The following is an 11,470-nucleotide window of genomic DNA, read 5'->3' on the forward strand; positions in this document are numbered from 1 at the left end:
AAAGTTTCGCAGAAGATGTGCAAAGTGATAGACCCAATCGTGGTCAGGGTTACAGTCCAATTTCGCACGGCCCCCACCGTGGGCCGGAATTTCGACGGGCCAACCCGTTGAGTGATCACAATTTCGCCTCCGATGCCGAATTCGTGATTTTGCCCTTGGGTCCGCCACGTTGCCCTTGTTAGGGTCCGGCGAACTCGGAACGACCAAGATACGCGGAAGGTGCGATATGGATGTGGCTCAGGCCCTTGTCATGGGGATGCAGACATGGGGGATCGTCGGCGCGCTGGTCGCGGCGGTGTTCCTGACCATTGGAATCGACCGGATCGACGAGGATGCCCGCGGCGCCTATGCCTTTCGTCCGCTCCTGATCCCGGCGGTGTTGCTGATCTGGCCCATCATCCTGTGGCGCTGGTGGCAGATTGAATCCGAACGGGCGGCCTGGGCCGCGCGGTATCGCGCCGTGCGCGCGCCCTATGGGCTGGCCGTCTGCCTGATGAGCATCGGGATCGTCGTCATCGTGTTCACCGGGCTCAGCGTGCGCCAGACATGGCCCGCAGGCATTGCCCCTGTGCAATTGACCAAAGGGGCATCGCAATGAGCGTAAAATACACGCCTGTCCAATGGAACCGCAACAAGTGGATCTATGACGCGGTGATGCTGGCCGGGGTGGCGGCATTCCTGTGGGTCTTTCTCTATGTGACGCCAGAGGTCCTCAACCACGACCGCGCGATCAATCCCCAGATTCACAACGCCCGCGCCTTCGGGGCCTGCGCCTTCGTGATGCTCACGGTGATCCTGTGCATCGGCCCCGCCGCGCGGCTGGACAAACGCTTCCTGCCGCTTTTGTACAATCGCCGCCATTTCGGCGTGATGACCGCGTTTGTGGCGATCACCCATGCGGGTTACATCCTGAATTGGTACTTCAATTTCTCCAGCTCCGACAAATATGTGGGCCTCCTCTATGCCAATTCCAGCTTTGGCCAGATCGCAGGCTTTCCCTTTGAAATCTTTGGTATCTTTGCGCTGGTCTGCCTGCTGATCCTGGCCGCGACATCCCATGACTTCTGGCTCAAGTTCCTGACTCCGCCGGTCTGGAAACGTCTGCACTACCTGATCTATGCCGCCTATTTCTCCGTCGCCGCCCATGTCAGCCTCGGCATCCTGCAAGACCAGCAGAACCACCTGTTCACCGTGGTCTTCATGCTCGGCGCCGCGGCGGTCATCGTGCTGCACATCGCGGCATGGCTGTCCGAACGCGGCGAGGCGGCGGCCAAGGACGGCGCCTGGGCCAAGGTCGCCCCGGTGGGCGCCTTTCGCGACGGTTATGCCAAGATCGCCAAACTGGCCAATGGCGACCGCGTGGCCGTCTACCTGATGGAGGGCAAGCTGAGCGCGATCTCGAACGCCTGCGCGCACCAGAACGGCCCCCTTGGCGAGGGCAAGATCATCGACTGCCTCGTCACCTGCCCCTGGCACGGCTTTCAATACGATGTGCGGTCCGGCCGCTCGCCTGCGCCCTTCACCGAAATGGTGCCCACCTACCGCGTCCGGATCGAAGGCGACATGGTCGAGGTCCACCCCGACGCCAACCCGCCCGGCACCTATGTCGAACCGGTGCCGATCCCGACGCCCCCCTCCAGCGAAGGAGTGACCGCATGAGCGAGAAACCGTTCTTCGTAGGCTACCTGCCCGCCCCCGGCCCGCTCCGGATGTTCCTGCTGGCGGCCTGCGTGCTGCTGATTGCGGGCCTCGGGACCGCAGGATATCTGATGGGGGCCGCCCAGGATGATCCGGGCCCCGGTGCCTTCCGCTTTGACTATGGCCGCCAGACCGTCACCGGCGTGATCGAAATGACCCCCTATCCAGTGCTGCACGTGGTCGAGGGCAACGACCGGATCATGCCCGGCGACAGCTTCATGATGACGGCGGCGGGCAAATCCGGCGTCGACAGCCGCGCGATGCCGCTCAATGGCCAGTTGGCGCAAGTGTCCGGTATCGTGTTGGAACGGGGCGATCTTTACATGATGCAGCTGCGCGGGGGCCGCAACGGGCTGCGCGCGGCCGAAGGGGACGTGCCCGAAATCCCCACCGAGCCACAGGGGCGCTGGCAACTCAGCGGCGAGATCTGTGACGGCAAGTGCCTTGCCGGGGCCATGCGGCCCGGACGCGGGCTGGCCCACAAGGCCTGCGCCAACCTCTGCCTGCTGGGTGACGTGCCGCCGATCTTCGTGTCGACCCAACCTGTGCTGGGCTCGGAATTCCTGCTGATCACCGGACCGGGCGGCACCCGCCTGCCGCGCGCGGCCTATGACTACGTGGCCCAGTTCATCACCGCCGAAGGCGAGATCACCAAGCGCGGCGATCTGCTGGTCTGGGAAATCGACACCGACACGATCGAGGTGACCGAATGAAACGCATCCTGTGGCTGGCAATCGCGGCAACCGTGGCGGCAGTGCTGTTTTACGTATCGCGCTTCTGGGACTTCCGCCTGTGGTCGCGCGACGGCCTCTTCGGGATCGAGGCGTTGCGACCGCAGGGCGGGCTGGTCGGCCAATGGGTGCGTGGCACCGATCTGGCCCCGTTCGAGCTGCTGATCTGGGCGGTTGGCGTATTTCTTGTGCTAACGCTTTTGCAAAAACTCTATGATCTTCTGAACCCACCGCCGGAGTAGCGCAAAGCGGGGTCTTTTGTGCCGGGGTGAAGCACTCTATACTCCCGCCTGAGCAAAAGAGACCCAACACGGGCACAGAGCAGACATATGGCACGCAAGACCAAAGCGAAAACACCGCCACCGTTCAACGTGGCCCTCGTCGGACAGGCCGGCCGCCTTGGTTACGAGGCAATGCTGTTCGTCGCGTCCTTGCGTGAAAAGAGCCCGGGCTTTGCAGGCCGCGTGCTCATCGCCGAGCCCCAGCCCGGCCCGCTCTGGTCCAAGGATCCCCGCATCGACGGCGACGTGCGCGACGCGCTGGTCTCCATGGGGGCAGAGATTGTGCCCTTTGACAGCCAGCACTTTGGCGAGGTCTATCCCTACGGCAACAAGATCGAGATGCTGAGCGCCCTGCCCGCGGACACCCCCTTCGTGTTCTTTGACAGCGATACGCTGATTACCGGCGATCTGGCAGCGGTGCCCTTTGACTTTGCCTACCCGACCGCATCCCTGCGGCGCGAAGGCACCTGGCCACAGCTGGAACTCTACGGACCAGGCTATACTGAGATCTGGAAATCGCTTTATGACAAGTTCGGGCTGGACTTTGACAGCAGCCTCGATCTGTCCGAACCCGATGAATATTGGCAGAGATACCTGTATTTCAACGCCGGTTTCTTCTTTGGCGCTTGCCCGCATGTGTTCGGGGCCAAGTTCCTGGAATACGCACTGGCCATCCGCGACGACGCGCCCGCAGCACTTGTCTGCCAATCGCTCGACCCGTGGCTGGACCAGGTGGCCCTGCCCTTGGTCATCCACGCCCTGGGCGGAGGCCGCGACAGCGCCGTGCACGACCACCTCGACGGTCCGGTCAGTTGCCACTACCGCCTGCTGCCGCTGCTCTATGCCCGCGAAAGCGAGGCGGTGATCGCCACATTGGAAGAGATCGCCGCCCCCAACAAGGTCAAGAAGGTGCTCAAGGGCTATGACCCGATCAAGCGCATGGTGTTTCAGGGCCGCGGCGCCAAGGTCCGGGCGCTGTTCGATCAGGATGACATGCCCCGACGCGAACAGGCGATCCGCAACCGCATCAAATCCAATGGATTCTGGATGCGCTAGCCTATGACGCGGCGTCGCATAGCGGCTATGCGGCGTGGGTCCTATCCCAGCCGATGACACGGACGCACACCGTGCTTACGTAAAAATCAACCCGTTCAGTCCAGCCCAGAGAGCCGCCATGCCCTGTTGCCCCCAACAGTTTCTCCAGCAATTGGCCGACGCATTCCGCGCCGGTCGACTGGACGACATCGCAGACAGCTTTGCCTACCCGATGCCGTTTTATGCGTGTGGCGGCATGGTTGTGTTTGGATCCACCGCGACACTGGCCGAAGCGCTGGCGCTCTATCGAGATGCCAGCATCGTCGCGGGCGTGGACAGAATCGTGCCACGCATCGTGGCCCAGGGGATCATGATCCGCGGCTATGCCAACATGTGGGTGGAATGGGATCACCTGGACGCAAAAGGCACCTGCCTCAGAACGAGCCAGGTGCGATACGTGTTCTTTCAGGCCGACGGGATGCCTGCGCCCGTGATCGAGATGGTGGACTATACCGTCCAGGCCTTTCCCGATCTGAACGCACAGCTTCCCCTGGCCAGGACCGCCTGATCAGGCCGGTTTGACCAGCCGCGTATAGGTCGCGATCAGCGCGTCAGTCGCGGTGCCGCGTTCGATGCCGCCGCCGTCCTTGCGCATGCTCTTGGCCCCCACGGTCCGCTTGATCACGCGGCCCATCTGCTGGTTCAGCGCGGTGCGCACCCGGCGCGCGCGTGTCTGGGCCTTGTCACCCTCGCCCTCTGCCGCGGTCGCGGTCTCGTAGGCGGCGGCAAAATCGGCATCCTTGGCGGCAGTATTCACCACGTTCAGGATGAAATGTTCGTCAAAGGCACCATCGGCATCCATCTTGGCTGCGGTCGCCTGCACGCTGTCGATGACCTGCCGCTTGGCCGCCAGCCGTTTGGCCAGCGCCAGATCCGCAGGCGCGGTGTCGATCACATAGGCCTCGACGATCTTTTGCATCATGTGCGACAGGTCCAGCCCTTCGGACTTGGCCGCCTGCGCCAGATAGGCCCGCACGGCGGGATCAACGGCAAAGTTGATGGTGTCGGCCTGTTTCAGCTTCTCCAGCTTGGCCGCGCGTTTGCCGCGCGCCTGTGCGGGTGTTTCTTTTTCTTTGGTCAGTGTTTTTGCTTCGGCCATGTTTTTGGCTCCTCAAGACTGTATCTGAGAGATTCATATATGATGAGTATGATTCCTGTCAACATATATGATTTATATGTAGATAAACTTGTCACAACCAAGCTTGCCCCCATAGCCCCCTTTGCCTATCGATAGGCCAACACTTGCCCGGCAAAGGATGAACGACATGAACGACGGCCCCAAATACGGTTTCGATACCCTACAGATCCACGCGGGCGCACGCCCTGATCCGGCCACCGGGTCGCGTCAGACGCCGATCTACCAGTCCACCGCCTATGTCTTTCGCGATGCCGAGCACGCCGCCGCACTCTTCAACCTGCAAGAGGTGGGCTATATCTACTCCCGCCTGACCAATCCGACCGTGGCCGTGCTTCAGGAACGCGTCGCTACGCTCGAAGGGGGCGTGGGTGGCGTCTGCTGTTCATCGGGTCACGCGGCCCAGATCATGGCGCTCTTTCCGCTAATGGCACCGGGGCTCAACGTGGTGGTGTCCACGCGCCTTTATGGCGGCACCGTCACGCAGTTCAGCCAGACCATCAAACGCTTTGGCTGGGAGGCGACCTTTGTCGACTTTGACGACCTCGATGCGATCAAAGCGGCCATCGACGACAACACCCGGGCCGTGTTCTGCGAATCCATCGCCAACCCCGGCGGTTACATCACCGATCTGGACGCCATTGCGGCCATCGCGGATGCCGCGGAAATCCCGCTGATCGTGGATAACACAACAGCCACGCCGTACCTCTGCCGCCCCATCGAACATGGCGCGACGCTGGTGGTGCACTCGACCACCAAATACCTCACCGGCAATGGCACCGTCACCGGGGGCTGCGTCGTGGACTCCGGCAAATTCGACTGGTCCGCCAATGACAAGTTCCCGTCCCTGTCGGCCCCCGAACAGGCCTATCACGGGCTCAAGTTCCACGAGACGTTCGGCCCGCTGGCCTTTACCTTCCACGGCATCGCCATCGGCTTGCGCGATCTGGGCATGACGATGAACCCGCAGGCCGCGCATTACACGCTGATGGGCATCGAAACCCTTTCGCTGCGCATGGACCGCCACGTCGAAAACGCCACCAAGATTGCCCAGTGGCTCGAGGCGGATGACCGCGTCGACTATGTGACCTATGCCGGACTGGAAAGCTCGCCCTATTACGACCGCGTGGCCAAGATCTGCCCGCGCGGGGCCAGCGGTCTCTTCACCTTTGCGGTCAAGGGCGGCTATGACGCCTGCGTCAAGCTGGTGAACGCGCTGGAAATCTTCAGCCATGTGGCCAACCTCGGCGATGCGCGGTCGTTGATCATCCACTCGGCGTCGACCACGCACCGCCAGTTGACAGTGGACCAGCAGCGCGCCGCCGGGGCCGCGCCCGAGGTCGTGCGCGTCTCCATCGGCACCGAGGACGTCAACGACCTGATCGCCGATCTGGATCAGGCGCTGTCCAAAGCCGTCAGCTGATCTGGCTCCCCCTCAGGGCAGCAAGTCAAAGGTGATCGCGACGCGCGCGGTCACCACAACCTCTCCGGCGGCCACCGGCATATCGGCGGACCGCGCCGCGGCGAACATCTCGGGCCGCCCACCGCCGCCCTGTTCACTCATCGTCACAATCGGACCCAGTGTCACGCCTGCCGCGTCCGTCATCTGCCGCGCCCGGCGGGTGGCGTCCTCAACAGCCGCGGCCCGCGCCGCGGCTTCGGCGGCGGAACTGTCCTGCACCTGGAACCGCAGCCCGCCAAAGGCGTTCGACCCTGCGTTCAGCGCCGCATCCAGCACCGCGCCCAGGCTCTCCAGCGCCCGCACCCGTACCGACAGGCTGTTGCGCGCGGCATAGCCGGTAATCTTGCGCGCACCGGGTGCATTGTCCCACACGGGCTGCACGCTCAACTGCTCAGTCTGCACGTCCCGCGCAGCAATCCCCGCCTCTTCCAGCACCGCCATCAATGCGCGCACATCACCGCTCACCCGGTCCATCGCGGCCTTCGCCGAGGCATCCTCGTGCGTCACGCCCAGCGACAGGATGGCCATGTCCGGCACAAGCGCCACCTGCCCCTCGCCCACGACCGACACGGTCCGCGCGCCCTCGGACGCCCATGCACCCACGCTCAGGACCACGGCCCAGATACAACTCATCACCCACGTTTTCATACGGCTCTCCACTCGATTTGTGCGCCATGCGCATCCGCATGTGACGCACTTGGCTGCGACAACTCAACCGGTTCGGCTTGCTTTTGCTTGCATGGGCAAAGTCCTGCTTTATCTTGGCCCGCGACACGCGCGGCATTCACTCGGCCGCCGGGAATTGCTAAAGGCCCAGTATGAAGCCAAATTTCGCCCTCTCCTTGTCGTTCGACGGGATCCGCCTGCTGCATCGCGCAGCCGGGGGTTGGCATCTGGTGGGCGAGGTGCCGGTGTCGTCGCCCGACCTGCCCGGCGCGCTGCGCGCCTTGCGTAAGGCAGGCCGCCGCTTAGACGCGGACCGGTTCACCACCAAGCTGATCATCCCCGACGATCAGATAAAATACCTGAGCATCGACACCGGTGATGTCGACATCCAAGCCCGCCGTGACGCTGCGCGCATCGCCCTTGACGGCGCGACGCCCTATGCGGTTGCGGACCTGATCTTTGACGTCTCGCAGGACGGCGCCACGACCCATGTGGCCGCCGTCGCCCGCGAAACGCTCGCCGAGGCCGAGGCCTTTGCCGTCGAAAACGCGATGAAGCCCATCAGCTTTGTCGCCGCACCCGAGGATGCCGGCTTTCTGGGCGAGCCCTATTTCGGCCCGACTGCTGCGTCACAAAAGATTCTGCCCAAGGGGGCCGTTGTCGAACGCGAAGGTGTGCGCGTGGTCGTCATCGGCAAACCGCCCGAGCCCGCAAAGGCTGCCACGACTGCTGCAACGCCTGCCACCCCCGTGGCCGAAGCCTCGCCAGAGACCCCCAAGGGGCCGCCGGAAACGCCAACGCCCTCCGCACCGATTGAAAGTGATGACCCGGCCCCCAAAGCCGAGACGCAGCCCGAAACGGGCGACGACGCACCCGCCGACGCCGAAACAGCCGACCTGCCAAAAGCGCCCGTCTCAGCGTCCAAGCCGGAGCCGGAGCCGGAGCCGGAGCCGGAGCCGGAGCCGGAGCCGGAGCCGGAGCCGGAGCCGGAGCCGGAAGAAACGCCTGCTTTGCTTGGCTTTGCAACCCGCAGGCGACAGGATCCCACTTCAACCCCGGCACCGGCAAAGCTTGGTGGCGTCACGCGGATACCACCCGCCCCCGCAACGCCAAAGCCTGCCGCTGTGCCCCCCATACCCGCCGCCGTGGCCAAGACATTGCGTCCGGTGCCCGCACCCGTCGCCGACCCCGCGCCACAGCCCGCACCCGAGCCGGCCGCCGCGCCGCGCAAGGCCGGTTTCCTGTCCCGGCGCAAGCCACAAGCCCCCGGCCCGGTGGCCAAGGCCGCGCGCAAAGCGGTGGAGCCACCCAAGCCTGCGGACATCGAAACCGAACGCATGACGGTCTTTGGTGCGCGGGGCGAAACTGCGGTGGGCGGCAAACCGCGCTTCCTCGGCCTGATCCTCACGGCGGTCCTGCTGGTCTTTCTCGCAGGTGTGGCGGCCTGGGCGTCCGTCTTTCTTGATGACGGGCTTGCGAAACTCTTTCCGGGCCGCGAACGCACGCTGGCCTCCACATTGCCCGACGATACCGCCAAGTCGCTGGCCGACGAGGTTGGCGCAACCACCGCGCTTGCCCCCGACGAGGCAGCCGCGGACGGCGTGGTCGTTGCAGCCCTCAACGACAGCATCACCGAGGGGCTCTCCGCCGAGGACGCGGCGGTGCTTGACGCCTTGCGCGATCCCCAGCCCGATCCCGTCGCCCCCGAAGAACTGGACGCCGAAGCGCTCGAAGCACGCTATGCCGTCACAGGCATCTGGCCCAAGGCACCCGAAACACCGGAACCCGTCGCAATTGTCGAAATCGAGGATCTCTACGTCACCGGCATTGACCCGATCAGCCCCGCGCTCGACGCCATCGCCATGCCCGAGGTCGGGTCTTTCCTGACCGACCGGCAACTGGCAGTGGTGACGTCTCCAGTCGCTGCCGGAACCGCCTTTGACACTGGCGCTGACGGACGCATCGTGCCTACCGCCCAAGGCGCGCTCAGCCCGGATGGGTTCACAGTGTTTCTGGGCCGTCCGCCGGTGATCCCGCCGGTCATTCCCGCCCGGCTGGAGCAAGCGCCCGAGGTCAATCCGCTGGTCGCACAGGTACGCCCGCGCCCCCGGCCCGCCGATCTGGTGGAACAGAATGAGCGCGCGACACTGGGCGGGCTGTCACGCAGCGAACTGGCCGGTTTCCGCCCGCGCCTGCGCCCCGCTGCCCCGCAAGAGATCGAGGTGATTGCCGCCGAACCGGCCGCCGACGAGGCCGACACGCCCGAACCCACGGTTCTGGCCACCGCCCCGATGCTGCGCCCGGCAACCCGGCCGCGTAACTTTGACCGCATCGTCGCCCGCGCCCAGCGCGCAGCACAGCCCAGAGAAACCCGCACTGCTGCTGTCGCGCCGCGGGCGGTCACGCCGGCGATCCCCTCGGTGGCCTCGGTCACTCGCCAGGCCACGGTACGCAATGCCATCAACCTCAACCGCGTCAATCTGATCGGCGTCTACGGCACGCCGTCCAACCGCCGTGCGCTGGTGCGCCTGTCCAACGGACGCTACCAAAAGGTCAAGGTCGGCGACCGCTTTGACGGCGGGCGCGTGTCCGCCATCGGTGACGCCGAATTGCGCTACCAGAAGGGCAGCCGCAATGTCGTGCTGAAAATGCCAAGCGGCTGACACCTGCGGTAGGGTGCGCATCCACTGCGCACCGCCCACCTATTCGGCCGCCAGTTCGCCGTTGTTGATCTGCTCCTGCTCGATACTCTCGAACAGCGCCTTGAAGTTCCCCTCGCCGAACCCGTCATCGCCCTTGCGCTGGATGAACTCGAAAAAGATCGGCCCGATCACCGTCTTGGAAAAGATCTGCAGCAGGATCTTTGTCTCTCCCCCGTCCACGACGCCTTCGCCATCGATCAGGATGCCGTGTTTCTTCATCCGGTCCAGCGGCTCGTCGTGACCCACCACGCGGGTCTTGGACAGATCGTAATAGGCCTCCGGCGGACCCGGCATGAACTTCAGCCCGTTCTCCGCAATCGCATCTGTGCTGTCATAAAGGTCATCCGACCCCACCGCGATGTGCTGGATGCCCTCGCCCTTGTACTTGTTGAGATAGGCCACGATCTGCCCGGTCTCGCCCCGGTCCTCGTTGATCGGAATGCGGATCCGGCCACAGGGGGACGTCAACGCGCGGCTGAAGAGGCCGGTAAACTTGCCCTCGATATCGAAAAACCGGATCTCTTTGAAGTTGAACAGATCCCCGTAGAAACGGAACCAGGTGTCCATGTTCCCCTTGTGCACATTGTGCGTCAGGTGATCGAGATAAAAGAACCCGACGCCCCGCGGCTTGGACTGCTCCAGCCATTCATATTCCGCGTTATACGGCGAGGTGTCGTAATACTGATCCACGAAATAGATCAGGCTGTCGCCAATCCCGTAGATCGCCGGCACGTCCAGCACCTTGCCCGTCCCCTCATAGGGTGTCGCCCCCAGCGCAACGGCACGCTCAAAGGCGTGCTGCGCATCCACGACCCGCCATCCCATCGATGCCGCGCATGGCCCGTGATCGGCGGCAAAGCCTGCGCCAAAGCTGTCCGCCTCCGCGTTCAGCACATAGGTGATGTCGCCCTGCTGCCAAAGTTCGATCTCCTTGCTGCGGTGCCGCGCCACCTTCGCATAGCCCATCCGCGCAAACAGCGTCCGCAGCGCCTCCGGATCCGGATGGGCAAATTCGACAAACTCGAACCCGTCCGTCCCCATGGGGTTGTCTTCGGTGATCTGCGATTTCGGTGCATTGTGCGGGAATGGGCCCATGATGCGTCTCCTCGAGGCTGCTTGTGCCCAAAGCTACGGCATCCACCGCCGGAAATCCGCGCATTCTCAGTCGAGACCCTTCCGTTCGGCGCGTCTTTCACGCATATTTCATGCCTCACATGCAAAGAACCCGCACATGCTCGATTCGACCGACACCCGACTTCTGACCGCGCTGCAACGGGACGCGACCCTGACCGCGCAGGACCTCAGCGCACAGCTCAACCTGTCGCCAAGCCAGATCGGTCGGCGCAAGCAACGGCTCGAGGCCGAGGGTTTCATCGAGGGCTACGTCGCCCGCCTCGATGCGCGCAGGCTTGGCCTTGGCGTGCAGGGGTTCGTCCAGGTCCACCTCGGCACCCATGGCCCCGAACACTCCACCAGCTTCGCGCGCTTGCTCAACACCCAGCCACAGATCACAAGCGCTTGGACATTGACGGGCGATGCGGACTATCTGCTCCGTGTCTACTGCGTCGACCTCGCCGCACTCAACAGTCTGATCCACGACATCCTGCTGCCGCACCCCGCCGTGGCGCGGGTGCACAGCCAGATCGTGATGGACCAACTCAAACCGGACGGCCCCCTGCCGACCTGACACCTATCGGAGA

General features: G+C 64.0%; 12 protein-coding genes. 9 read left to right on the forward strand and 3 right to left on the reverse strand.

Annotated elements, in window-relative coordinates; all coding sequences use genetic code 11:
- Positions 1 to 226: 226 nt before the first annotated feature.
- The 6 genes from Q0949_RS08650 to Q0949_RS08675 all read left to right on the forward strand — a co-directional run bounded on the left by Q0949_RS08650 (position 227) and on the right by Q0949_RS08675 (position 4,313).
- The gene (locus Q0949_RS08650) at positions 227 to 598 is read left to right on the forward strand and encodes a hypothetical protein (protein WP_299370576.1); all 372 of its coding nucleotides are present in this window, start codon (positions 227 to 229) and stop codon (positions 596 to 598) included.
- Positions 595 to 1,659 (forward strand): Rieske 2Fe-2S domain-containing protein, encoded by a 1,065-nt coding sequence (locus tag Q0949_RS08655; RefSeq protein ID WP_299370578.1) that lies wholly within the window; start codon positions 595 to 597, stop codon positions 1,657 to 1,659. The genes Q0949_RS08650 and Q0949_RS08655 overlap by 4 nt, the downstream gene beginning before the upstream one ends.
- Positions 1,656 to 2,411, forward strand: coding sequence for a hypothetical protein (locus Q0949_RS08660; RefSeq protein WP_299370580.1), 756 nt, complete (start codon positions 1,656 to 1,658; stop codon positions 2,409 to 2,411). The genes Q0949_RS08655 and Q0949_RS08660 overlap by 4 nt, the downstream gene beginning before the upstream one ends.
- On the forward strand, positions 2,408 to 2,671 hold the full coding sequence (locus tag Q0949_RS08665; protein ID WP_299370582.1) for a hypothetical protein: 264 nt from the start codon (positions 2,408 to 2,410) through the stop codon (positions 2,669 to 2,671). Before Q0949_RS08660 ends, Q0949_RS08665 begins: the two co-directional genes overlap by 4 nt.
- A gap of 87 nt (positions 2,672 to 2,758) precedes the next feature.
- Positions 2,759 to 3,766 carry a hypothetical protein gene (locus tag Q0949_RS08670; RefSeq protein ID WP_299370584.1) on the forward strand — a complete coding sequence of 336 codons (1,008 nt, stop codon included), beginning with the start codon at positions 2,759 to 2,761 and terminating at the stop codon, positions 3,764 to 3,766.
- A 118-nt stretch (positions 3,767 to 3,884) separates the two neighbouring features.
- Entirely contained in the window at positions 3,885 to 4,313 is a 429-nt protein-coding gene (locus Q0949_RS08675) for a hypothetical protein (protein WP_299370586.1), read from the forward strand.
- On the opposite strand, the gene Q0949_RS08680 is transcribed toward Q0949_RS08675, so the two are convergent.
- Positions 4,314 to 4,904 carry a hypothetical protein gene (locus Q0949_RS08680; RefSeq protein ID WP_299370588.1) on the reverse strand — a complete coding sequence of 197 codons (591 nt, stop codon included), beginning with the start codon at positions 4,902 to 4,904 and terminating at the stop codon, positions 4,314 to 4,316. It lies immediately after the preceding gene.
- Positions 4,905 to 5,070: 166 nt separating this feature from the next.
- On the opposite strand from Q0949_RS08680, the gene Q0949_RS08685 reads away from it, so the two are divergent.
- Complete coding sequence (locus tag Q0949_RS08685; RefSeq protein ID WP_299370590.1) at positions 5,071 to 6,363, forward strand: O-acetylhomoserine aminocarboxypropyltransferase/cysteine synthase family protein; 1,293 nt, start codon at positions 5,071 to 5,073, stop codon at positions 6,361 to 6,363.
- 12 nt (positions 6,364 to 6,375) lie between these two features.
- On the opposite strand, the gene Q0949_RS08690 is transcribed toward Q0949_RS08685, so the two are convergent.
- Positions 6,376 to 7,050 (reverse strand): SIMPL domain-containing protein, encoded by a 675-nt coding sequence (locus Q0949_RS08690; RefSeq protein WP_299370592.1) that lies wholly within the window; start codon positions 7,048 to 7,050, stop codon positions 6,376 to 6,378.
- Positions 7,051 to 7,220: 170 nt separating this feature from the next.
- Here Q0949_RS08690 and Q0949_RS08695 point away from each other — a divergent pair, with 170 nt between their 5' ends.
- Positions 7,221 to 9,731, forward strand: coding sequence for a hypothetical protein (locus tag Q0949_RS08695; RefSeq protein WP_299370594.1), 2,511 nt, complete (start codon positions 7,221 to 7,223; stop codon positions 9,729 to 9,731).
- Between the two features lie 39 nt (positions 9,732 to 9,770).
- On the opposite strand, the gene hppD is transcribed toward Q0949_RS08695, so the two are convergent.
- Positions 9,771 to 10,865, reverse strand: coding sequence for a 4-hydroxyphenylpyruvate dioxygenase (gene hppD, locus Q0949_RS08700; protein ID WP_299370596.1), 1,095 nt, complete (start codon positions 10,863 to 10,865; stop codon positions 9,771 to 9,773).
- 136 nt (positions 10,866 to 11,001) lie between these two features.
- Between hppD and Q0949_RS08705 the strand changes: the two genes are divergently transcribed.
- On the forward strand, positions 11,002 to 11,457 hold the full coding sequence (locus tag Q0949_RS08705) for an Lrp/AsnC family transcriptional regulator (protein WP_299370598.1): 456 nt from the start codon (positions 11,002 to 11,004) through the stop codon (positions 11,455 to 11,457).
- Positions 11,458 to 11,470 lie beyond the last annotated feature (13 nt).

Source organism: uncultured Tateyamaria sp. (assembly GCF_947487805.1).
Classification (GTDB): Bacteria; Pseudomonadota; Alphaproteobacteria; order Rhodobacterales; family Rhodobacteraceae; genus Tateyamaria.

What these genes read in the sequence shown, in the direction of transcription:
- Q0949_RS08650 (WP_299370576.1), top strand. Translation starts at nt 227, where the DNA reads ATGGATGTGGCTCAGGCCCTTGTCATGGGGATGCAGACATGGGGGATC.
- Q0949_RS08655 (WP_299370578.1), top strand. Translation starts at nt 595, where the DNA reads ATGAGCGTAAAATACACGCCTGTCCAATGGAACCGCAACAAGTGGATC.
- Q0949_RS08660 (WP_299370580.1), top strand. Translation starts at nt 1,656, where the DNA reads ATGAGCGAGAAACCGTTCTTCGTAGGCTACCTGCCCGCCCCCGGCCCG.
- Q0949_RS08665 (WP_299370582.1), top strand. Translation starts at nt 2,408, where the DNA reads ATGAAACGCATCCTGTGGCTGGCAATCGCGGCAACCGTGGCGGCAGTG.
- Q0949_RS08670 (WP_299370584.1), top strand. Translation starts at nt 2,759, where the DNA reads ATGGCACGCAAGACCAAAGCGAAAACACCGCCACCGTTCAACGTGGCC.
- Q0949_RS08675 (WP_299370586.1), top strand. Translation starts at nt 3,885, where the DNA reads ATGCCCTGTTGCCCCCAACAGTTTCTCCAGCAATTGGCCGACGCATTC.
- Q0949_RS08680 (WP_299370588.1), bottom strand. Translation starts at nt 4,904, where the DNA reads ATGGCCGAAGCAAAAACACTGACCAAAGAAAAAGAAACACCCGCACAG.
- Q0949_RS08685 (WP_299370590.1), top strand. Translation starts at nt 5,071, where the DNA reads ATGAACGACGGCCCCAAATACGGTTTCGATACCCTACAGATCCACGCG.
- Q0949_RS08690 (WP_299370592.1), bottom strand. Translation starts at nt 7,050, where the DNA reads ATGAAAACGTGGGTGATGAGTTGTATCTGGGCCGTGGTCCTGAGCGTG.
- Q0949_RS08695 (WP_299370594.1), top strand. Translation starts at nt 7,221, where the DNA reads ATGAAGCCAAATTTCGCCCTCTCCTTGTCGTTCGACGGGATCCGCCTG.
- hppD (WP_299370596.1), bottom strand. Translation starts at nt 10,865, where the DNA reads ATGGGCCCATTCCCGCACAATGCACCGAAATCGCAGATCACCGAAGAC.
- Q0949_RS08705 (WP_299370598.1), top strand. Translation starts at nt 11,002, where the DNA reads ATGCTCGATTCGACCGACACCCGACTTCTGACCGCGCTGCAACGGGAC.